Origin of the sequence: Nocardia veterana NBRC 100344, from assembly GCF_000308855.1 — a bacterium.
GTDB lineage: Bacteria > Actinomycetota > Actinomycetes > Mycobacteriales > Mycobacteriaceae > Nocardia > Nocardia veterana.
The window spans coordinates 20,019-41,298 of record NZ_BAGM01000049.1 but is presented as its reverse complement, the minus strand read 5'-3'; the positions used below and the strand labels follow the sequence as shown (position 1 = coordinate 41,298).

Genomic DNA, 21,280 nt, shown 5'->3' with positions numbered 1-21,280 from the left:
GCAGCGCAAACTTTTCGGACGACAGTCAGCATCGTCCGGCGTTACCTTTGATGTGTACCAACGCATCTGGAGGTCGCGGCGGCCATGCTGATCATCGACGGCGAGTTCAGGAAACCGAGGACGACACAGCAGGTGGTCGAATGGCTCGCGAACTACGTCACCCATCCGGGTGTCGCGGTCACGGGCGTCTTCGTCCCCGGGCCGGACGGTCACAGCACCGAACCCCATCTGGTCGTCTTCACCCCGCACGTGGCCGCCGTTCTCGAGGTCGGCCTCCTCCGCCGGAAGATTCGGGGCACACTGTCGTGCGCGATGAACGAGCGCTGGTCTGTTCCCGGCATCAGCGGCGATCCGATGCCGATCGGTAGCGGCGACCTCAACCCGCTCCATCGGGTTCGAGGCCCCGTTCTTCGGCTGCGGAAGCTCGCCGCCGATCACGCGGCCGGCGCCGAGCCGTTCGTCGACGGCCTGGTCCTGGTCGTGCCGAAACCCGGCAGCGCGGTCACGCTCGACCGGGGACCGATGCCCGGCGGCTTCTCCGTCCTGCACGGCGCGGACGCCTCGCAGTTGTATTCCTGGTTCGGCCGAGCGGCCCACCGCCACAACCGGACGCCGTGGACCGCCGAGCTCGTGGTGCGGGTTCTCACCGCACTGCGCGTCGACCGGACTCGCGATCCGGAGCAGGCCCGGCGGCTGTATGCCGATCTCGTGGCCGAGGGCTTCCCCGCCGAGGATCAGGTGACCGACACGAGCGCCACGTCCACACCGGTACCGCCCGACCTGGATACGCCACCCGATCCGGCCCGCCCACCGGTCGGCGACGCCGCCGTTCCGGTCGCCGAATTCCACCGGGGCGCCGGCCTTTCCGGCCCGCAGGCCGACCCGACGCTCGCGGGACAGCAGGACGAGATCACCCCGTCCCGACACGATGCACCACCGACGGCTCCCACGCGCCACCGGGTACGCACCGCGCTGCTGGGTCTCACCGCGGTAGCCGTCCTCGCGGCCGGCGTCGGGTATCTGGCCGTGAACGACCACAGCCGGCGACCGGCCGACAATCACCCGGCTCCCCGCTCCGACGTCCGCCCGGCTCCGGGCGGCCCGCCGCCCACTGCGTCGCCGCCGAGCGCGAAAGCGACCGTACCGCAACGGAATCCCGGCCCCCTCCCCTCCGAGCCGGCACCCTGCTATCCATTCCAATCAGGTTGCTGACGCCGGAGGCGCCGAGGACACTCACGGCGCGCCGGATACGGCGAGAACGGCCGTCCGGCTCGGCGAGCGCGAGCGCAGTTGGCAGGTCGCCAGAGGCGAGACCTCTCGCCCTGCCCGACTACTCCGTGTCGACGGTGTCCTACTCGAATCCGGGCGGCGGAGTGAATCCCCCGAACTCCTGCTCGAGCAGTTCGGCGAACCGCAGGGTCGTCGGGTCTTCGAGGTAGGGGCCGATGATCTGCATGCCGAAGGGCAGCCCTTCCGGCGACCGTCCGATCGGTGCGGCGGTCGCCGGCAGCCCGAGCAGGGTGGCGATACTCGCCCAGATCAGGTTGTAGTTGTACGGGTGGGCGGTGCCGTCGATGTCGATCGTGCGGGTGTCCATGTCCGAATGGTCGTGGGGGAAAGCGGGTGTCGGCGTGATGGGGCAGAGCACGACGTCGAATTCGGTGAACAGGCGTCGCCACCCGTCGGCCAGGCCGATGCGGACCCGGTCGGCCTTCACCCAGTCGGCGTGGCCGGCGACGAACGCTCGTTGGATGACCGCCTCCAGGGTGTCGGTCTCCGGCGGGATGTCGGCCACGGCGGCTCGGATCGCCCGGATGGCTTCCGGCGGGGCATCGGCGCCGAATTGCGACATCAGCAGTGTGAAATAGGTTTTCGCGGTGAGTGTGAGGTCGGGCAGCAACGCACTCTGCCGTGCGACCACCGCACCGGCCTGCTCGAGCCCCCGCGCGAGCCGTTCGAATCCGTCGCGGATCACGGTGGCGGTCGGCACCAACGGATGGGTGTCGATGATCAGCACACGGAACCGGGCGAATTCCTCGCCGCGCGGTGGTGGCAGCTCCAGCTTGTAGGCGACTGCCTCCGCGTCGTCGGGACCGGCCAGCAGCCGCGTCGCCAGGGTCAGATCCGCGGCACTGCGGGTCATCGGCCCGACGACCGGAAGGTCCGCCGGAGCCGCCAGTGCCGGCATGCGCGGCGGTACGTGGCCGCGGCCCGGCAACAGCGTGCGGGACGGCTTGTGCGAGTACACGCCGCAGAAGTGCGCCGGCACCCGCAGGGAGCCGCCGATATCGGAGCCGAGTGCGAGCGAGACGTACCCCGCCGCGAGCGCGGCAGCCGACCCTCCGGACGATCCACCGGGCGACCGGGCCGGATCCCACGGATTGTTGGTCGTGCCGTAGATGTCGTTGTAGGACTGCCAATCACGCAGGAAGAACGGCACATTCGTCTTGCCGACGACAACTCCTCCCGCTGCCTTGACGCGCGACACCAGCACCGCGTCCTCGGCCGGCTCCCAGCCCTTCGCGTCCGGGCTTCCCCAGGTGGTCGGCAGCCCGGCGATATTGAACGATTCCTTCACCGCCACCGGAACGCCGAGTAGCGGTGCGTCCTCTCCCCGCGCCAGCGCCGCATCGGCCTGTTTCGCCGCGACGCGAGCGCGTTCGAAATCCCGCACCACAACGGCATTGACTTTCTCGTCGAACTTCTCGATCCGCGCGATGCTCAGTTCGAGCAGTTCGGTCGCCGAGATGGTCTTGGCCTGCAACGCGGCTATCTGATCGCGCAGCGTCGCAAACTCCGGTCCGGGCATCGGTTCTCCTTGCATCTCCGGGTTCGTACGCACCCGGTGGTCGTGGCCGAAGCGTCGGTCGGGACCCGCCGTGACAGACGCGGTCCGTACAAACCTCTGCCGGACGAAATTTACTCCCCCAGAACGCAATCAGACACTGGTGGCGCGGTCAGGACCCCAGGTTCAGCCGCGGCGCCGGCGGGAAGACGACCGGCAATGCCGTCATCGAGCGATGGAACGGGCCTGGCCGCCAACGGATCTCGCTCGGATCGACGGCGAGACGTATGTCCGGCAGCGCATCGAGCAGCTGATCGATCGCATCCTGCACCACCAGATACGCCACCGAGCGGGCCGGACACGCATGCGGTCCGGCGCCCCAGGACAGATGCGATCGGTTCCCGGTGCGATCACCGCCCGCGATGTCCGGATCGTTGTTGCAGGCGGCCAGGCTGATCACCACCGGCTGGTGGGCGGGTAACCAGGTGTTGTCGATCAGGATCGGCTGGCGCGGATAGCTCATACAGAAATTGGCCAGCGGCGGGTCGGTGAACAGCACCTCGTCCAGCGCATCGCGAGTGGACAGGCTGCCGCCGAGGATGTCGCCGCCGAACCGTTCGTCGGTGATCATCAGCAGCAGGGTGTTGGAGATCAGATTCTGCTGCGGCTCGATACCCCCGCCGTAGAAGACGATCAGGTTGCGGAGCATCTCCTCGTCGTCGAGGTTGGCCGGATGATGGGCCAGATGCGAGGTGACATCGTCGGCGGGTATGTTGCGCCGCAGCTGGACCTGCTCCATCAGGGCCTGGCTCATATGCTCCATACCCCACGCCGCGTTGATCGTGTCGAATATCGCCGCCATCCCGGTGGCTACCCGCCGTCCCAGCTCCGCCGAACAGCCCACCATGCGGTTCAGCACCTCGAAAGCCAGCGGAAACGCGTACTGCGAAACCAGATCCGCCGAACCGGATTCGCAGAACTCGTTGATCAGCGGGACGGCGATCTTCTCGACGGTGGTGTGCAATTCGTGCAGGTCGACCCGGTCGAAGGCGGACGTGAACGCCTGCCGATACCGCGCGTGCGCGCTCCCCGCGCTGCGAATCACGTTCGGATACCAGCGCATGATGGGCAGCACCGGACAGTCCTCGGGAACGGTCCGCTCCCAGGCCCGCGGGTCGGCGGGGAAATGGTCGGGATCGTTGAGGATCCGCAACGCGGTGTGATAGCCGATGACCAGCGTCGCCGGCACGCCGGGCGCCAGCTCGATCGGCACCATGGAGCCATAGCGACGACGCATCGCCTCGTAGGCGGCGTGGGGGTCGGCGACGAATTCCGGTGTGTCCAGGACGATCCGGGGTCCGTCGGTATCGAACGGGGTACCGGCCTGCTGGACTGGATGCGCGTGGGCCGCGGACAGGTCAGAGGGTGGGATTGACAAAAGGGGTGACTCCAGAGAATGAACCAACAAGCGCGGCCGGGGATTCGCCGTCGACCCGACGACGTCACCTCGTGCTGGTGGTGAGGATAGGGGGTTCGGCAGCCCCTCAGCCAGCGTTTGCCCGAATCGGAAGGTTATCCGGCGCGCCGAAAACGGTCGCGGGCCGAACTTTTCGTGCAGACTCGGCCGAAGGTGCGGGTTTTCCTCCCTCATCCGCGCGAGTTTGCACGAAAAATTCGGCTTCCCGGTTGTCACCACCCTGCTCGGAGAATGTCCTTTCGCACCGTCGCAGGCGCGTCTACCCCTCCGGGTAGAACAGGAACAACCGGCACCCGGTTTCGCTCGCCGGGACATGCCAGCTTCCGGCCGGGGCGTGGATGAAGGTCCCGGCCGGGTAGTCCCGGGCGCCGTCGTTGAAGGTGCCGGACAGGACGTAGACCTCTTCGGGTCCCGGTTCGTGCACGTCGCGGCGGGGCCAGGACGTGCCGGGGTCCATCTCCAGCACGTGGGCGTGGGCGCCGTTGTCGCCCCGCCACAGTTCACGCGTCCGGATGCCGGGGAACAGTTCGCGGCTGGGAGCCTCGGTGACGTCGGTCCAGGTGTAGCCCGGCTGGGCGAGGATCTCGGTGTTCATACCTGCCACCGTGCCGGAGGGATCAGACCCCCGACAGTGTCCGAGATGACGTCGAGGGGTACATTCTTGCCATGCATCGTGTGGTGGCGCTGGTACGGCCGGTGCAGTCGACGTTCGAACTCGGTTGTGCCATGGAAGTTTTCGGTACCCCGAGAGAGGGAGTGCCGCAGCACTACGAGTTCGAGGTGTGCACGGAGACGCCCGGGACCGTACCCACGACCGCCGGCTACGCGATCTCGGTGACGCGGGGGTTGTCGGCACTGGATACGGCGGACACGGTGATCATTCCGGGCTGGCTACCCGTGGAGACGCCGCCGTCGGACGCGGTGCGCCGGGCCCTGATCCGCGCGCACGACCGGGGAGCACGGCTGGTGACGATCTGTTCGGGGGTGTTCGCGTTGGCGCGGACCGGACTGCTGGACGGGCGGTCGGCGACGACGCATTGGGCGCGGGCCGACCAGTTGGCGCGGGAGTTTCCGCGGGTCCGGGTGGAGCCGGATCGGCTGTACGTGGATCACGGCGATGTGGCGACGAGTGCGGGGGCCGGCGCCGGTATCGATCTGTGCCTGCATTTGGTTCGCACCGACCACGGCGCCGCCCACGCGGCCCTCATCGCACGCCATATGGTGATGCCGCCGCATCGCGACGGCGGACAGGTCCAGTACGCGCCGCCGACGCCGCCCGAGGACGGATTCGACGGTCTGCTGGAATGGGCCGAGGAGCGGCTCGAGACGTCGCTGTCGGTGGCCGATATGGCCGCTCGGCTCAACGTCTCGCCGCGCACGCTGGCCCGCCGGTTCGCCGACCAACTCGGCACCAGCCCGGGTGGCTGGCTGTTGTCGCGCCGGGTGGCCCGGGCGCGAAGGTTGTTGGAGGACACGGACTTACCGGTCGACGCCATCGCCGGCCGGGTGGGGCTCGGCTCCGCGGTCAATCTCCGCCGCCGGTTCCACGATCAGGTCGGCACCACCCCGGGCGCCTACCGGCGAGCGTTCCGGGGCGCGTAGCTCCCGGTCGACGAAACTCCGCTTCCGGTTCTCGTGCCCGCGGTGAGCGCTCAGTCCGCGGCGACGAACCCGCGCAGGGCGACGACCCGCCGGCCCGCGAACTCCAGTTCCGCGATGCCTCGCTCGGCCGGGGTGCGCACGCTCACCGTCACGAAGCGGCCGGCGGCGATCGGCTTGTCGAACTCGAGACCGCGAACACGCTTGACGAATTCGGCGTGGCCGATGCCGGATCCGACCGGCCACTCCACCACCGCGTCCGGACTCAGTGCCGCCCGCACGCCGGCGACGTCACCGCGCGCGGCCGCGGCCAGCAATCCGGTGGCGGCACGCTTCCCCGCGGCGCCCACCCGGATGAAGCCGCGAGCGAAACCCAGCGCCCCGGCCGGCCCCTGGTTCCCGAGCAACTGCGGAGCGAGTTTCACCGCCGCGCCCACACCACGACCACCGGCCGCGAGCAGTTGGGCGACCATGACCGGCAGCTCCCAGTGCGCGTACAGCCGGGCGATCGTCCACTCACCGCCGCTCTCCGCCAGGTCGTAGCGCAGATGCATCGGGACGCGCAGGGTGACGCCGGTGGACATGGTCGTTTCGATCGACAGGTCACGATAGACCGTGGCACCGCACACCACGTCGTGGTCGACGCGGAAGGCGATGTCGTTGGGGCCGATGAAGGTGTCGTAGAAGCGCTCGATCGCGGCGCGCCCGATGTGCGGGCGGGAGCCGACCGGATCTTCGACCCGCCCGTCCGAGGCGAACAGGCCGACCCAGGCCGCGCGGTCGTGCACGGCCACGGCCCGCGGCGAGCGTTCCACCGCAGCGAGCAGTTCCGCCGCCGACGCATTCGTGGGCATCATTCCTCCCGATCCTCGTCGCTGCCACCTCCAATCTATAACCTGTTTCAATTTTCGGCTGCGGATCCGGCAGCAGCGACCGCTCGGCAACCGCGGTCGGCACCGGCTCACCGCCCGGGAACCGCCGGCCGGGCGTACCGTGTCCGCATGCAGGTCGGGCAGCCGAGCAGAACAGCGATGGCCACCGCGCAGGCGCGGGCGTATCACCAACTCGCGGACGAACCGCGGATCTTCACCGATCCGCTGGCGGTGCTGATCGTGGGCGGCGAGGCGGCGGCCCGCGACAACGAATTCGATCGCGGGGTGGATCCGGAGTTCGCGCGGCGGCGCCGGCTGTTCCTCGCCACTCGCAGCCGATTCGCGGACGACACCGTGGCCGAGGCGGTCGCGGCGGGCATCCGGCAGGTGGTGATCCTCGGCGCGGGCATGGATACCGCCGCGTATCGCAACCAACACCCGGACGTGCGGTACTTCGAGGTGGACCACCCCGACACGCAGCACTGGAAGCGAAACCGGCTGGCGGAGACCGGGATCGACGTGCCGCCGACACTGACCTTCACCCCGGTCGACTTCCACCGCGACTCGCTGGCCGACGGGTTGGCCCGGGCCGGATTCGACCGCACCGCCGGCGCGGCCTTCGTCTGGCTCGGCGTGCTGGTGTATCTGGAGCTCGACGCCATCCGGGATACGTTGCGCTACATGGGGACTCAGGGTGGTGGGTCGGTCGCGGTATTCGACTACTCCTACCCGCCCGACGCGGCGCAACAAGCCCGGGGGCAACGAGTGGCGCGCGCGGGCGAGCCGTGGGTCAGCTTCTTCACCGCCGAACAGATGCGCGCCGAGCTGGAATCCGCCGGATTCACCGAGATCGACGATCGTGCGGCGACAGCGGCGATGGCGGCCTACACCGGCGATCTCGCCACGACCCCCGCCCTTTCCGGACCGCACCTGGTCCGCGCGCGGACATCCGCGGCCCGCTGACCGCCGGCCGCGAGATTCGCGAATCCGGCCGCCCGGCACACAGCGCCCACGGAACAAATCTCCGACGGCTCGGCGTTGCCCCCGGCAGATACCCACCGTGAGATCGGAGAGTGATGCTGGCGATCGGCTTCGACGCGCCCGGCGGCCCGGAGGTCCTGCGGCCGGTCGACATCCCCGAACCGCACGCCGGACCCGGTGAGGTACGGATTCGAGTCGCGGCCGCCACGGTCAACCCCTCCGATATCGTCACCCGGGCCGGATCGGCACACGATCGCTACCGGGCCGTGACCCCGCCCTACATCCCCGGCTGGGATGCGGCCGGCGTCGTCGACGAGGCGGATCCGGCGACCGGCTGGCGGGTGGGTGACCCGGTGATCGCGATCACCCTGCCGGTGCTGGCCGGCGGCGGCGCCTACGCCGAGAAGATCGTCGTGCCGAGCGGTTCGGTGGCCCGCCTGCCCACGGGCAGTGATCACGTCTGCGCCGCAACGCTTCCGATGAACGGCCTCACCGCATGGTTCGCCCTGGCGGCGCTCGCCCCGGCGACCGGCACCATCGCGGTGACGGGCGCGGCAGGTGCGGTCGGTGGTTACGTTGTTCAGCTGGCGAAGACGCGCGGGCTCACGGTGATCGCCGACGCGAAACCGTCCGATGAGCGGCTGGTGCGCGATCTCGGCGCCGATCTGGTCCTGGCTCGCGGTGCGGGCCTGGCCGATCGGATCCGGACCCACGTCCCCGAGGGCGTCGACGCCCTGATCGACACCGCACTACTGGGTGACACCGTCATCGCGGCCGTGCGCGACGGTGGTTCGTTCGTCACCCTGCGGCCGCCGGCCCTCGGTGGCGGCGCCACCCCGCAGCGCGGGATTTCGGTCGACCTGGTGATGGTGGCCGATCACCTGGAAGAACCGGAGGCCCTCGGCGAGCTGAGCCGTCTCGCCGCAGCGGGTGCGCTCAGCCTCCGCGTGGCGCGCACCCTCCCCGCCGAACAGGCCGCGCGAGCACACGAACTTCTCGAGGGCGGCGGCGTGCGGGGTCGGATCGTGCTCGAATTCCCCACCGCGACAGGCTAATAAGCCGGCGGCGGCAAGGGCGGGAGCTCGAGATTGTCGCGAAAGGTCGAGCCGACGGGTTCGGCGCCGACGATGCCGCGCCGCCGCAGTTCCGGCAGCAGACCGTTGAGCAGGAAATCGCGAGTGCGGTCGTCGTCGAGACCGCCGAGGCCGATCACGTCGAGCACCCCGGCGTCGTAACGTTCCTGGATCGCGTCCGCGAGCTGTTCGGGGGTGCCGGCGGCGGCCCAGTGGCCGGTGTCCTTGGCCGCCACGATCAATTCGCGCAGGGTCTTCCCCGATCGCGCCAGCGCGGTGAAGATCTCCACCCGCCCGCGGCGGCGGTGCACCGAATCCACCCGGGGCAGCAGGGAATCCGGAATCGGACGGTCCAACGGCAGGTCGGACAGATCGACGGCACCGCCGAGCATATCGGCGAGCAGGTGCCGGCCGGCCTCGAAATCGGTGGCCTCGGCGCGTTCGCGGACCAGTCGCAACGCCTCTTCTTCGGTGGCGCCGTAGGTGGTGTGCAGGGAGCTGAAGATGAGCGGCAGCCCGTCGGCGCGGCCCAATTCGGCAGCGCGGGCGCGGATCTTCGCGGTATAGGTGTGGGCGTCGTCGAGGGTCGCAAGCGAGGTGAACACCACCTCGGCGTAGCGGGCGCCCAATTCCACCCCGCCCGCGGATTGCCCGGCCTGAAACTGCACCGGCCGCCGCTGCGGCAGCGGCGGAATGTTCAGCGGGCCGCGGACGGTGAAGTACCGTCCGGCGTGGTCGATGGGCCGCACCAGATCCGGGTCGAGGACGGCGCCGCCGTGCCCGTCCGGCGTGAGCGCGCCCGGCCGCCAGCTGTCGAACAGGGCATTCACCACCTCGAGCACCTCGCCCGCGCGGGCGTAGCGCTCCTCGGGACCGGGCAGTTCGTCGGCGCCGTAGTTCTCCTCGCCCACCGAGGAGGTGACCGCGTTCCAGGCCGCCCGCCCGTTACTGATGTGGTCGAGCGTGCCGAACAGCCGAGCCAGGTTGTAGGGGTGATGGAAGGTCGTCGTGACGGTCGCGATCAGGCCCACGTGCCGGGTCACCGAGGCGAGTGCCGACAGGAAGATCAGCGGCTCCTGCGCGCCGATCGCACCCTGGGCGCCGAAGCTCAGCAGATCCGCGGCGAACAGGGCGTCGAAATGATGCTCCTCCGCGAGCTTCGCCACCGCGAGCGCCTCGTCGAGGGTGCTGCGCCGCGGGTCGATCGCGGCATCGTAGATCTTCGGCGACCCGCTGACTCCGGTCACGATCTTCAACGGCCGACGCCGTTGCGCAGTACTGCCCATACCTCGACCGTATCGATCCGGGCTCCCGGCCCCACCGGTTGTACTCATCGAGATCGTTTCGGCCGGATCGGGAATGCCGTTGCACCGCAGAGTGTTTCGGCGTCTCGGCCACGCACCGTCCGGTGGCCGAGACGCCGTCGCCACCGCGGATCAGGCTCCGGGGATCCGGGGTGGCGGTCCGGGTGGAAGTTCCGGCCCGACCGCGACCAGGCTGCCGGGCCGGCGTCCCTTCCCCCACCCGATTTCGCGCCGGTACGAGCCGATGTGCTGCTGCGGCACCGTCCGATCCGGCGAGAGCGGAGTGGATTGCGGATCCACGTACAGCGCGTCGACCGGGCAATAGGCCTCGCACATGAAACACGTCTGGCAGTCGGAATGCCGTGCGATCACGGGGATTCCGTCGGCACCCCGCTCGAAGACGTTCGTCGGGCAGACCACGATGCATTTGTCGCAGGCGATACAGGCCGACGCGTGCACGAGTTCGATCATCAGGCCACCGCCGCGGGGACGTCGGCCGAACGCAGTGCCGCGGGTACGGTCCACACCTCGTCCAGACCGCCGCTGAGGATGTGATGATGCTGTGCCGGGTCCAGGTCCGGATGGTCGGCGCGTTTGCTCATTCCGCGGGATTCGGTGCGCGCCAAGGCGGATCGGTACATGAGCCGGCCGACCGCCGTGATCGCGGCCGCCTGCCGCGCCCGCACCCGGTCGGCGCCCGTCGCCCGCAGTCCCGCGGCCGCATCCGCCCACACCGCGTCCAGCGCGGCGAGCGCGGGGCGAATCCGGTCGCCGTGCCGCAGATAGTTCTTCTCGACCGGCAACAGTTCGGCGCGGGCGGCCTCGAGGACCTCGTTCACGTCGACGCGCCCGGATCCGGTAGGTCGCAATCCGGTTCGTCCGGCACGGGTCAGCGCGGCCGGCCGGCCGGCGCGCCGGGCGAACCGTGCGGCGCCGCGGCCGGCCCAACTACCCGACGACATCGCCCACGCGGCGTTGTGGCTGCCGCCACCGGTGAAGCCACCGCAGATGCGCTCCCGGGTCGCGGCATCGCCGGCGGCGTACAGTCCGCGCACCGAGGTGGCGCAGTCGTCGTCGACCACCTCGATGCCGCCGGTGCCGCGCACCGTGCCCTCGGCCAGCAGCTCGATCTCGAAACGCCGGCCGAACGGGTCGATCCCACGCCGGTCGAACTGGAGGAAGAAGTTCGGCTGTCCGCGCCGCATCTGCTCCTGCGTCGCCGCGTCGGCCCGGTCCAGTTGCGCGAACACCTTCTCCCGCAACAGTGTTCGAGCGATGATCGAGCGTCCCTGGACCGAGCCGGCGCCCTCGAGAACACTGCCGTCCTCGTGGAAGAAGGTCGCATAGCGGTAGTAGGCGGTCTTGGTGACGGTCGAGCCCTTCGCCGCGATGCCGTAGGCGTTCGAGAACTCCATCCCGGAGAAGCGTGCGCCCACCTCGGCCGCCATCAGCGTGCCGTCACCGGTGTCCACATTGGTGCCGAGCGCGCGGGACAGGAACGCGCAGCCGCCGGTGGCCAGGACCACGGCACCGGCGTGCACCCGATAGTCCCGGCTCTCGCGCAGCAGATATCCGGCCGCGCCGCGCACCGCACCGTCGCGATCGACCAGCAGTTCCAGCGCCGGCGCGTGATCGACGATCCGCACGCCCAGCCGCTGCACCCAGGCTCGCATCCGGCGCATGTATTCCGGGCCCTGCACACCGGTGCGAATCGGAGCACCGGTCCGCGGGTCGACGGGGAACGGATAGCGTCCCTCCTCGGCCAGCCGGTGCATATTCGTATAGGTCTGGTCGAGCACCCGATCCATCCACCGGTGGTCGGCGAGGAAACCACCCAGTTCTTCCCGGCTCGCCTTGGCCGCCACCCGGGCGGCCGGATCGGGAGCCACGTACCAGACACCGGTGCCCGCCGGTGCGGTGGCGCCGCTGGTCCCGCAGTAGCCCTTGTCGACCAGCACCACCTCGGCCCCGGCCTCGCGGGCGTGGACGGCGGCCCAGCAGGCGGCCGGTCCACCGCCGATCACCAGCACATCGGCATCGATCTGCCATGCCTCGCTCATCAGTGCGCTCCTTCGACGTCGCGGCGGAATCCGTTGCGCGCGCCCGGAACGGAATCCGAAAGGCATTGTCGGCGAACGGAACGGACGCCGAGAATCCTTTGGATCACCACGATTCTGTGCGGCAGCCGGATTGGAATCACGGCCCGCGCAAACCGTTTACCCGGCCGCATCCGTTTGGTTGACTGCCGTCGCCCGGTGCGCCGGGTGCGGAACAATCACGACGATCGGACGGGTGTGCTCGTATGAGTGAACGGCAATTGCATCTGAACGCCTTCATCTATCCCGCGGGCCATCACGAGGCCGCGTGGCGTCACCCCGACAGCCGGCCCGACCGCATCTACGACGTCACCTATTACCAGGAGATCGGCCGCACCGCCGAGGCCGCCACCCTGGACGCGGTGTTCTTCGCCGACGGGCCGGCCCTGCGCACCGATGTTCGCTACAACGCCGCACCCGGGCTGGAACCGATCACGCTGCTCACCGCGATCGCCGCCGCCACGAGCCGCCTGGGATTGATCGCGACCGCCTCGACCACCTATTACGAGCCCTACAATCTGGCCCGGCTGTTCTCCTCGCTCGATCACATTTCCGGCGGGCGCGCCGGATGGAATATCGTCACCACCGGAACCGATCTCGCCGCCGCGAATTTCGGTCTGGATCGCCATCCCGATCACACCGAGCGTTATGCGCGCGCACGTGAATTCGTCGACGCCGTCGTCGGATTGTGGAACAGCTGGGAGGACGACGCGGTCGTACTCGACCGTGCCGCCGGCATCTACGCCGACCCGGACAAGATCCATCGCATCGATTTCCGCGGCGAATATCTGCGCGTGCGTGGACCGTTCAATGCCGCACGCACTCCGCAGGGTCATCCGGTGCTGGTACAGGCCGGGGCATCGAACGACGGCCGGGCCTTCGCGGCCCGCTACGCCGAGGCCATCTTCACCGCGCATCAGCGGCTGGAGGACGCTCAGACCTTCTACACCGACGTCAAACGGCGAGCCCGCGAATTCGGCCGCGATCCCGGGCATGTGAAGATCCTGCCGGGCATCAGCCCGTTCATCGCCGACACGGAGGCGGGGGCGCACCGGCTCCAGCGCGAGTTCAACGAGCTGACCGTGCCCGAATACGGTCTCGGTCAGCTGGAGAGCCTGGCCGGGCAGTCGCTGCGGACGCTCGCACTCGACGAACCGGTGCCGGTCGAATTGTTCGCCGACGCAGGCGATGTCACCGACAACGCGGCCAGTCGCCGGCAGGTGATCGCGGGCATCGTCACCCGAGAGCGGCCCACGCTGCGCGGCCTGCTGCACCGGCTGGCGGGTGCGCGGGGGCACCGCGTCGTCGCGGGCACGCCTGAACAGGTCGCCGACACCATCGAGGACTGGTTCCGCCACGGCGCCGCGGACGGATTCAATGTCATGCCGCCGTATTATCCGGGCGGCCTCGAGGTGTTCACCGATACCGTGGTGCCGATTCTGCGCAGCCGCGGGCTGTTTCGCACCGAATACACCGGCACCACGTTGCGCGAACACCTCGGGTTGCCGCGGCCCGGTTCCGCCGCGGCGAACTGAGGCCGGAACCGTTGCGCGGCAGCGGTTTCAGCGCGCAGGGCATTCGTCGGGTGCGGGGAGTCCGCGCAAACGCTGATCGAGCCAGTCGATCGCGCCCGGGAATCCCGCCATCAGGGTGATGGAGTGTTCGCCGAGAACACTGCGGAACACCGCCGGTACGCCCCGGGCACACTGCCGGCGGAACAGATCGGTGGATTCGGCTTCGGGAATCCAGATGTCGAAGTTGCCGTGGTAGATGTACAGCGGCGCAGCCGATGTGCGGTCCCGCAGATCGGTCGCGGCGAACAGCGCGCGGGCCGCGTCGGTGTCCAGCGGATGGGCGGTATCGGTCGCCACCTCGATCGGCACCCCGGTCACGCCCAGCGGGCCGTTGCTGTCGCCACAGGTGTCCTTCACCGGGGATGTGGCCAGCCACGCCCCGAGATGATTGAGCTGATCCAGCAGTTCGGGATGTTCTCGCGCGAAGGCCAGCGCGACCACCATCAGGATTCCCGAGGCGATGTTGCCGTCGAAATGATGGGCGACCTCGCGGTAATCGGTGACCAGCCCGCCCACCGACACTCCGGCCAGCGCGCCCGACAGTTCGGGCGCGTACTCGCCGAGCAGCATATCCGCGGCATAGGCCGCGATCGCGCCACCGGAATAGCCGCCGATCGCGAACTTGCTGTCCCCCAACGTCTTCGGCTCGACCGCGCGCACCGCGCGCATCGCATCCAGGATCACATGTCCGGCGACATGTGGTTCCGCGTAGGACATCCACGGGCCCTCGTGATCGGGAATCAGGACGCCGTAGCCGTGGGCGAGCCCCCACCAGGTGGTGGGCGGAAACAGGTCGCCCGCACTGAATTTCGGATGTAGCCCGTGTGCCAACGCGTAACCGGGCGTGCAGCGCAGGCCGAGCGAATTGATCGGGATGGCGTTGACCAGCACCGGCCGTTGTCCCGGACCGGTCCACGCCGCGGCGGGAATCAGCAGGGTCGCCGTGCCGAACGAGGGTTTGCCGGTCGCGCTGGTGGACCGGAATTTCAGCAGCAGGGCGCGCGCGATCGGCACGACCGCGAGCAGCGCGGCGGTGGCCGTCACATCGCGGACCTCGATCGGATCACCGGGACGCAGCGCGTCGAGTCCGGCCGGCCACTGATCGAACAGCGGATCGCCCGCGGCCGGCGACAGCACCGAACGCCACAGTGCGGCGAGTTCCGGGCGCAGTTCGGTATAGGGCGGCGAGGGCGCGGGTGGCAGATTCGGTGCCGGGATCGTCCGGTCGATCCACTGCTGCCATTCGGTCGAATCGGTCGGCGCCGGACCGTCGTCGGCGCGGGCCGCCGCCGGGTGCACCGTCATCGACACCAGCAGGGCGCAGGCCGCGAGCACGACGAGCATCAGCGTCCGGGCTTGTTTCACGACAACCTCCGCAACAGATCGAACGGCCGGTCGCGCCGGCGGTAATGGCTGGAGCCGAGACCGGGTTCGAAGGACCCGCCGGGCACAACGATATCCCCGGTCGTCGGCACCGGCATGAAACGCGCCGCCGAGCCGGCGATCGCGTCCGCGGCGCAGCGGGCACCGGCGTGTGCCGTTGTTCGGCGGGGCCACCCGTGCTGCCCGGTTGCCGCACTGAAAACCACTGTGCCCCTTTGTGAAGTCCGCCCGACGCAGGCACACCATAGCCCGAGGCCCGGCCCGGCACCGCGGTCCGGCCGGGATCACTCGGATCTCACGACGCGTGCGCACCCGCTATCGGTATCGACCACAAGGCCCGGTGAGCGTACGAGCGGACGGCAGCGAATGTGCATGATGCATTTGATATGTACTATGCAAACACCGGTAGCACCGTTCGAGGAGTAGGGCGTGGAGAAAGCACGAACCGCCGGGCGTTCCGGCGCGATCCTGGCGGTGCTGGCCTTCGCCGGCATCGTCGTCTCGCTGACGCAGACGGTGGTCGTGCCGTTACTGGGCCAGCTCCCGCAACTGCTGCACACCAGCGCGGCCGATGCCACCTGGGTGGTGACCGTGAGCCTGCTGGCCTCGGCGGTCACCACCCCGGTGTCGGGACGGCTGGGTGATCTCTACGGCAAGCGTCCGGTCCTGCTGGGCTCGACCGTGCCGTTGCTGGCCGGTTCGGTCATCTGCGCGCTGTCCTCGTCGCTGTGGCCGATGATCGTCGGCCGCGGGCTGCAGGGAATGAGCGCCGGCATCGTGCCCGTCGGAATCGCGGCCCTGCGTGACCTGCTGCCCCGGGAACGACTCGGGTCCGGTATCGCGCTGATCAGTTCCTCGCTCGGTATCGGCGGTGCGCTGGGGCTGCCGATGGCGGCGGCGGTGATCCAGTATTCGAATTGGCGCGTGCTGTTCTGGACCATGGCCGGCCTGGCCGCGGCGATCGGTCTGCTGATCGTCACGGTCATTCCCGCCACCGCGGCGAGCCCCGCTGCCGCGGGCCGGTTCGATGTGCTCGGCGCGCTGGGGGTGGGCTCCGGACTGGTCTGTCTGCTGCTGGCGGTTTCGAAGGGCTCGAGCTGGGGGTGGAGCAGCGGGCTGACCCTCGGATTGTTCGCCGCGGCGGTCGTCGTGCTGCTGCTGTGGGGCTGGTGGGAGTTGGCGGTCCGCAACCCGCTCGTCGATCTGCGGGTGACCGCGCGCCCGCAGGTGCTGCTCACCAACGCCGCCTCGATGGTCGTCGGCATGGCGATGTACGCCCAGTCGCTGGTGGTACCGCAGCTGCTGCAGCTACCGAAGGCCACCGGCTACGGCCTCGGCCAATCCATGATGGCGATGGGCCTGTGGATGGCACCGGCCGGACTGATGATGATGCTGGTGTCCCCCGTCGGTGCCGAACTCTCGGCGCGGAGCGGGCCGAAGCTCACCCTCATCGTCGGCTGCGTGGTCATCGCGGCCGGATACGGCTCGTCGATGGCGCTCATGGGCAGCACCTGGGGCCTGCTGGTCGTGACGTTGATCATCAACATCGGCGTCGGCTTCGCCTACGGCGCCATGCCCGCCCTGGTGATGGCCGCCGTGCCGCTGTCGGAAACCGCCGCCGCCAACAGTTTCAACACCCTGGTCCGTTCGATCGGCACCTCGGTGGCGGCGGCCGTGGTCGGCGCGGTTCTGGCGCAGATGACGCTGTCGCTGGGCGGGCATGCGGTGCCCAGCGAGAACGGCTTCCGGGTGTCGCTGCTGATCGGATGTGGCGTCGCCGTCGCAGGTGCGCTGGTCGCGACGTTCATCCCGGGACGACGCGCCGTGGCGGCCGGGTCCGCGGTCGAGCGGAATACCGAGCGCGGCCCGCGGCCCATCCAGCTCACGCGCGTCGGCGCCGGTTCCGGTCCGATCGTCGTCGGCCGAGTCCACGACACCCGCGGCGACGCCCTGCCCCATGCCGTGCTGACCCTGATCTCGATGTCGGGCCGCCAGATCGGCCGAGCGCTGTCGGATGCCGAGGGCCGTTTCGAACTGACCGCCCCCGAACCCGGTTCCTACGTCCTGATCGCCTCGGTCGACGGCCGCCACCCGGACGCGTCCGCCGTGCAGCTGACCGAACGCCCGACGCCCTGCGACATCACCCTGACCGCGCCGGCCGGTCCGGCCGGAACCGTATCCCGAACCGACGACGGCACCCCGGTCGCGAACGCCCGGGTGTCGGCCCTCGACGGCAGCGGTGACATCCTCGCCTCCACCACCACCGCCGCCGACGGGGAGTTCACACTGGCCGAACTGCCCGCAGCGGATGTCACGATCGCCGTGAGTGCCAACGGTTTTCACCCGACCGCCCGCCACGTGCGGGCCGGCCACAGCGGCCTCGCCCGCCTCGACGTGGCCCTGCGTCCGTGCGCTCGGTTACACGGCGTGGTGCGCGGGCGCGACGGCCGCCCGCTCGCCGATGCCCTCGTCACCCTCACCGACTGGGACGGCAACGTCGTCGACACCATGGTGACCGGCCCCGACGGCGGTTACAGCTTCGCCGGCCTGCACGACGGCACCTACACGGTGGTGGCCAGCGGATACGCACCGGTGCACACTCCGGTCGTGGTGGGCACCGCGGCCGAGGAGCTGAATATCGAACTGGGACACGCCCGTTCGGACGAATCCGGTTTCGCCGCGCACCTCGCGGCCCGGCATTCCGCCGAATAGTCCGCGCTTCGGACGAGATCGGTCCGGCCGGTGCACCCGGCCGGACCGCGGCGACCCGCTAGCCCCGCAGCGCGGTATGCAGTCGCGCTGCGGCGACCGCCCGTCGGCCGTCGTCGGGGGGTAGTAGTTCCAGTGCGCGCTCGTGGATCTCGATATCGGCGGGCATGCGCTCACCCAGTGCGAGGGCATGACCCGGATCGCCGCTGGACAGGACGGCCGTGCGCACGGCGACATCGAGATGCTCCCGCCACTGCACGATGCCGGGAGTCTCCGAATCCGGAAGCAGCGGGCCACGATAGAGCCGCAGCGCCGCCTCGGCGTCACCCGCCTCCAGCGCGGTGCGCAGATCGGCCGCATCGCAGCGAAGCGGTGTCGTCAACCGGTAGACGCGGTTGGCGATGGCCGCCTCGGTCGCGCGCCGGAGGTGGGAGACGTCGGCCTTGAGCGTGCTGGAGACGATCGGGCGCTCACCGTAGATCGCGTAATGCAGCCGCTCGGGCGTGAAGCCGCCGGGCTCGAGCGCGAGCAACGTGAGGATCTCGATCTGCCGGGGCCGCAGGCGGATCGGGTGCCCGTCCCGTGTCACCCGGCCGGCGCCGAGGCAGGTCAGCCGGAGCCCACCCGCGGGCGGCGCGAGGGTGCACAACCGATTCTCGATCGCGGTCACCAGCGACTGCACCGTCGCCATCGCGAGCGGATGGGTGCGGTCCCACGTCGAGGACAGATCCAGCGAACCCAACCGGCGCCCGTCGGCGCCGTGGATCGGCGCGCAGTAGCAGACCCAGCCGTGCAGCGCCGCGACGAGGTGTTCGGCCGAGAACACGGTGCTGGGCCGCCCGGTGCGCAGGGCCAGCGACAGGGCGTTGGTACCCATGTGCGGCTCGCCCCACCGCCCGCCGGGCGCGAAGTTCACCCGTTCGGCGCGGCGGCGCATCACCGGACCGCCGCACGACCACAGAATCGTCCCGTCCGCATCGGTGACGGCCGCGACGAAACCGGCGTCCTCGGCGATGCCGCGCAATTGGTCGGCCAGCTCGGTGACCGGACGGTACAGCGGCGACTCGAGCCAGCGTGCGCCGATATCGGAGTCGTCGCCCGGTGCGCTGTCGCGTGCCGGATCGACCGACCGCAGCGAACGGTGCCACGATCGGCTCACCTCAGGCCGTATCATGATCCGGCCCAAGGCTTTCCGGTCGTCCGCGGGCGGCGCGCCCGCGGTGCGGACCCATCGCGCCCACTCGTCCTCCAGGGCAGCCCGTCGCCGGGCCAGCGTGCTGGTGTCGTTCATCGTCGTCTGCTCCGCCCTTTCCACAACTGCATCTCGTCCGGCCGGATCGCCGCCTCAACCACTTGCCAACCCCGGCGCACCACACTGCCGCCATGAACGACTCGACCACCGGGAATCCGGCTCTCTCGACGCGGCGGAACGACGTGTCCGCCGCGGAACTGTACGGATCGGCCGCCGCCGACCGGAACGGCTTCTGGGCCCGCCAGGCCGAACGCCTGCACTGGGACACCCCCTGGCACACCGTGCTGGAGCGCCCCGAACCGCATCTGGCCCGCTGGTTCACCGGCGGCCGGCTCAATGTCGCCTACAACTGCGTCGACCGGCACGTCGACGCCGGATACGGCGATCAGGTCGCCGTCCACTGGGTCGGCGAGCCCGGCGACACCCGCGACGTGACCTACGCCGAACTGCAGCGGGCGGTCCATCGCGCCGCGAACGCGTTGGCGGGCCTCGGTATGCGGGCCGGCGACCGGGTCGCGATCCAGCTGCCGATGATCCCGGAGGCGATCGTCGCCATGCTGGCGTGCGCCCGGCTCGGACTGGTGCACAGCGTCGTCTTCGCCGGATTCTCCCCGGCCGCGCTGCGTGCTCGCGTCGACGATGCCGGGGCACGAGTCGTCATCACCGCCGACGGCCAGTACCGGCGCGGCACGGCGGTACCGATGAAGGAGAAGGTCGACGAGGCGCTGATCGGATCCACCACCGTCGAGAAAGTGATCGTGATCCGCCGCGTCGGCGACGACCTGCCGGCCGCACTGCCGTGGACGCCGGGCCGGGACATCTGGTGGGACGATCTGCTGAGCGGTGTCCCCGACCGGCACGAATACGAGGCGTTCGACGCCGAACACCCGCTGTTCATCCTCTACACCTCGGGCACGACGGGTAATCCGAAGGGCATCGTGCACACCACCGGCGGCTATCTCACCCAAGTCGCGTACACCCACAGTGTGGTGTTCGACCACGAACCCGGCCGCGACGTGTACTGGTGCACCGCCGATATCGGCTGGATCACCGGCCATTCGTATCTGGTCTACGGCCCGCTCGCCAACCGCGCCACCCAGGTGGTCTACGAGGGCACCCCCAACACCCCGCACGAGGGGCGGCACTGGGAGATCATCCAGCGCTACCGCGTCACCATCTACTACACGGCGCCGACGCTGATCCGCACCTTCATGAAATGGGGTGCCGACATCCCCGCCCGCTACAACCTGTCCAGTCTGCGGGTGCTGGGCAGTGTGGGCGAGCCGATCAACCCCGAGGCATGGGCGTGGTATCGCGAACACATCGGTGCCGGGCAGGCGCCGATCGTCGACACCTGGTGGCAGACCGAGACCGGTGCGGTGATGATCGCCCCGCTGCCGGGGATGCGCGCACCGAAACCCGGTGCGGCGCAACAACCGGTGCCCGGCGTCTCGGCGAAGGTGGTCGACGACACCGGCGTCGAGGTGGCGCCCGGGGAATCCGGTTATCTGGTCCTCGATGAGCCGTGGCCGTCGATGGTGCGTGGGGTGTGGGGCGATCCGGACCGCTTCCGCAGCACCTACTGGGAACGCTTCGCCGAACACGGCTACTACTTCGCCGGGGACGGCGCCCGCTACGACGCCGATGGCGATATCTGGATCCTCGGCCGCACCGACGACGTCATGAACGTCTCCGGGCACCGGCTCTCGACCGCCGAGATCGAATCGGCACTGGTCGCGCACCCCGCGGTGGCCGAGGCAGCGGTGGTCGGCGCGGCCGATGCGGTGACCGGACAGCGCATCGTCGCCTTCGTGGTGGCGCGCGACGGCAGTGGTGACACCTCGGTCGAGCAGTTGCGCGCCCACGTCACCGCGGAAATCGGGCCGATCGCCGCACCGCGGCACATCCAGATCGTGCCCGAACTGCCGAAGACCCGCTCCGGCAAGATCATGCGCCGCATCCTGCGCGATATCGCCGACGGCCGCGAGATCGGGGAGACGACCACCCTCGCCGATCCCACCGTGGTGGAGCAGATCGCGCGGCAGTTCAGCCCGGTGAACTGAGCGACGGCCCGAACGAACCCCGCCGCACACGTCATCGGGTGCGGCGGGGTTCTTCGCCGTGGGCGTCGCGGACATCATCGGCCGTTCACCTCACGAAAACTTTTCTCCTACA

Annotated in this window: 16 protein-coding genes and 1 pseudogene; 8 read left to right on the top strand and 9 right to left on the bottom strand. The window is 69.7% G+C overall.

Annotation, left to right across the window (positions count from 1 at the left end; genetic code table 11):
* The first annotated feature begins 84 nt into the window (after nucleotides 1-84).
* On the top strand, nucleotides 85-1,212 hold the full coding sequence (locus tag ON37_RS08120) for an NERD domain-containing protein (RefSeq protein ID WP_040718185.1): 1,128 nt from the start codon (nucleotides 85-87) through the stop codon (nucleotides 1,210-1,212).
* Between the two features lie 139 nt (nucleotides 1,213-1,351).
* Here the strand turns inward: ON37_RS08120 and ON37_RS08115 are convergent, their stop codons facing one another.
* The 3 genes from ON37_RS08115 to ON37_RS08105 form a co-directional block, all read right to left on the bottom strand.
* On the bottom strand, nucleotides 1,352-2,809 hold the full coding sequence (locus ON37_RS08115) for an amidase (RefSeq protein WP_040718184.1): 1,458 nt from the start codon (nucleotides 2,807-2,809) through the stop codon (nucleotides 1,352-1,354).
* A gap of 148 nt (nucleotides 2,810-2,957) precedes the next feature.
* The gene (locus ON37_RS08110; protein ID WP_040718183.1) at nucleotides 2,958-4,223 is read right to left on the bottom strand and encodes a cytochrome P450; all 1,266 of its coding nucleotides are present in this window, start codon (nucleotides 4,221-4,223) and stop codon (nucleotides 2,958-2,960) included.
* A 298-nt stretch (nucleotides 4,224-4,521) separates the two neighbouring features.
* Nucleotides 4,522-4,857: a cupin domain-containing protein gene (locus ON37_RS08105; protein WP_040718182.1), complete on the bottom strand. Its 336-nt coding sequence runs from the start codon at nucleotides 4,855-4,857 to the stop codon at nucleotides 4,522-4,524.
* 71 nt (nucleotides 4,858-4,928) lie between these two features.
* Between ON37_RS08105 and ON37_RS08100 the strand changes: the two genes are divergently transcribed.
* On the top strand, nucleotides 4,929-5,864 hold the full coding sequence (locus ON37_RS08100; RefSeq protein WP_040718181.1) for a GlxA family transcriptional regulator: 936 nt from the start codon (nucleotides 4,929-4,931) through the stop codon (nucleotides 5,862-5,864).
* 50 nt (nucleotides 5,865-5,914) lie between these two features.
* On the opposite strand, the gene ON37_RS08095 is transcribed toward ON37_RS08100, so the two are convergent.
* Nucleotides 5,915-6,715, bottom strand: coding sequence for a nuclear transport factor 2 family protein (locus tag ON37_RS08095; RefSeq protein WP_040718224.1), 801 nt, complete (start codon nucleotides 6,713-6,715; stop codon nucleotides 5,915-5,917).
* 147 nt (nucleotides 6,716-6,862) lie between these two features.
* On the opposite strand from ON37_RS08095, the gene ON37_RS08090 reads away from it, so the two are divergent.
* Together ON37_RS08090 and ON37_RS08085 are read left to right on the top strand one after the other, a co-directional pair.
* On the top strand, nucleotides 6,863-7,696 hold the full coding sequence (locus ON37_RS08090) for a class I SAM-dependent methyltransferase (protein ID WP_040718180.1): 834 nt from the start codon (nucleotides 6,863-6,865) through the stop codon (nucleotides 7,694-7,696).
* A gap of 113 nt (nucleotides 7,697-7,809) precedes the next feature.
* Nucleotides 7,810-8,769, top strand: a complete 960-nt coding sequence (locus ON37_RS08085; protein WP_040718223.1) for an NADP-dependent oxidoreductase — start codon at nucleotides 7,810-7,812, stop codon at nucleotides 8,767-8,769.
* On the opposite strand, the gene ON37_RS08080 is transcribed toward ON37_RS08085, so the two are convergent.
* From ON37_RS08080 to ON37_RS08070, 3 genes are all read right to left on the bottom strand, one after another.
* Nucleotides 8,766-10,073 (bottom strand): NtaA/DmoA family FMN-dependent monooxygenase, encoded by a 1,308-nt coding sequence (locus ON37_RS08080; RefSeq protein ID WP_040718179.1) that lies wholly within the window; start codon nucleotides 10,071-10,073, stop codon nucleotides 8,766-8,768. The genes ON37_RS08085 and ON37_RS08080 overlap by 4 nt on opposite strands.
* A gap of 150 nt (nucleotides 10,074-10,223) precedes the next feature.
* A complete protein-coding gene (locus ON37_RS08075) occupies nucleotides 10,224-10,562 on the bottom strand; it encodes a 4Fe-4S dicluster domain-containing protein (protein WP_040718178.1) in 339 nt (112 codons plus the stop codon).
* On the bottom strand, nucleotides 10,562-12,151 hold the full coding sequence (locus ON37_RS08070) for an FAD-dependent oxidoreductase (protein WP_040718177.1): 1,590 nt from the start codon (nucleotides 12,149-12,151) through the stop codon (nucleotides 10,562-10,564). Before ON37_RS08070 ends, ON37_RS08075 begins: the two co-directional genes overlap by 1 nt.
* Nucleotides 12,152-12,393: 242 nt before the next feature.
* Here ON37_RS08070 and ON37_RS08060 point away from each other — a divergent pair, with 242 nt between their 5' ends.
* Nucleotides 12,394-13,722, top strand: coding sequence for an LLM class flavin-dependent oxidoreductase (locus tag ON37_RS08060; RefSeq protein WP_040718175.1), 1,329 nt, complete (start codon nucleotides 12,394-12,396; stop codon nucleotides 13,720-13,722).
* A gap of 27 nt (nucleotides 13,723-13,749) precedes the next feature.
* On the opposite strand, the gene ON37_RS08055 is transcribed toward ON37_RS08060, so the two are convergent.
* Nucleotides 13,750-15,126: a lipase family protein gene (locus tag ON37_RS08055; protein WP_245553108.1), complete on the bottom strand. Its 1,377-nt coding sequence runs from the start codon at nucleotides 15,124-15,126 to the stop codon at nucleotides 13,750-13,752.
* 447 nt (nucleotides 15,127-15,573) lie between these two features.
* Here ON37_RS08055 and ON37_RS34025 point away from each other — a divergent pair.
* Both ON37_RS34025 and ON37_RS34020 read left to right on the top strand, forming a co-directional pair.
* Nucleotides 15,574-16,977: pseudogene (locus tag ON37_RS34025) on the top strand (MFS transporter); the annotation flags it as partial.
* A complete protein-coding gene (locus ON37_RS34020) occupies nucleotides 16,969-17,856 on the top strand; it encodes an MSCRAMM family protein (RefSeq protein ID WP_245553111.1) in 888 nt (295 codons plus the stop codon). The pseudogene ON37_RS34025 and the gene ON37_RS34020, both read left to right, overlap by 9 nt.
* 58 nt (nucleotides 17,857-17,914) lie before the next feature.
* Here the strand turns inward: ON37_RS34020 and ON37_RS08040 are convergent, their stop codons facing one another.
* Entirely contained in the window at nucleotides 17,915-19,144 is a 1,230-nt protein-coding gene (locus ON37_RS08040) for a GAF domain-containing protein (protein WP_040718173.1), read from the bottom strand.
* 92 nt (nucleotides 19,145-19,236) lie between these two features.
* Between ON37_RS08040 and acs the strand changes: the two genes are divergently transcribed.
* Nucleotides 19,237-21,168 (top strand): acetate--CoA ligase, encoded by a 1,932-nt coding sequence (gene acs / locus ON37_RS08035; RefSeq protein ID WP_040718172.1) that lies wholly within the window; start codon nucleotides 19,237-19,239, stop codon nucleotides 21,166-21,168.
* The last annotated feature ends 112 nt before the right edge of the window (nucleotides 21,169-21,280 follow it).

Coding starts and splice junctions, on each gene's coding strand:
- ON37_RS08120 (WP_040718185.1), top strand. CDS start 85: ATGCTGATCATCGACGGCGAGTTCAGGAAACCGAGGACGACACAGCAG.
- ON37_RS08115 (WP_040718184.1), bottom strand. CDS start 2,809: ATGCCCGGACCGGAGTTTGCGACGCTGCGCGATCAGATAGCCGCGTTG.
- ON37_RS08105 (WP_040718182.1), bottom strand. CDS start 4,857: ATGAACACCGAGATCCTCGCCCAGCCGGGCTACACCTGGACCGACGTC.
- ON37_RS08100 (WP_040718181.1), top strand. CDS start 4,929: ATGCATCGTGTGGTGGCGCTGGTACGGCCGGTGCAGTCGACGTTCGAA.
- ON37_RS08095 (WP_040718224.1), bottom strand. CDS start 6,715: ATGCCCACGAATGCGTCGGCGGCGGAACTGCTCGCTGCGGTGGAACGC.
- ON37_RS08090 (WP_040718180.1), top strand. CDS start 6,863: ATGCAGGTCGGGCAGCCGAGCAGAACAGCGATGGCCACCGCGCAGGCG.
- ON37_RS08085 (WP_040718223.1), top strand. CDS start 7,810: ATGCTGGCGATCGGCTTCGACGCGCCCGGCGGCCCGGAGGTCCTGCGG.
- ON37_RS08080 (WP_040718179.1), bottom strand. CDS start 10,073: ATGGGCAGTACTGCGCAACGGCGTCGGCCGTTGAAGATCGTGACCGGA.
- ON37_RS08075 (WP_040718178.1), bottom strand. CDS start 10,562: ATGATCGAACTCGTGCACGCGTCGGCCTGTATCGCCTGCGACAAATGC.
- ON37_RS08070 (WP_040718177.1), bottom strand. CDS start 12,151: ATGAGCGAGGCATGGCAGATCGATGCCGATGTGCTGGTGATCGGCGGT.
- ON37_RS08060 (WP_040718175.1), top strand. CDS start 12,394: ATGAGTGAACGGCAATTGCATCTGAACGCCTTCATCTATCCCGCGGGC.
- ON37_RS08040 (WP_040718173.1), bottom strand. CDS start 19,144: ATGAACGACACCAGCACGCTGGCCCGGCGACGGGCTGCCCTGGAGGAC.
- acs (WP_040718172.1), top strand. CDS start 19,237: ATGAACGACTCGACCACCGGGAATCCGGCTCTCTCGACGCGGCGGAAC.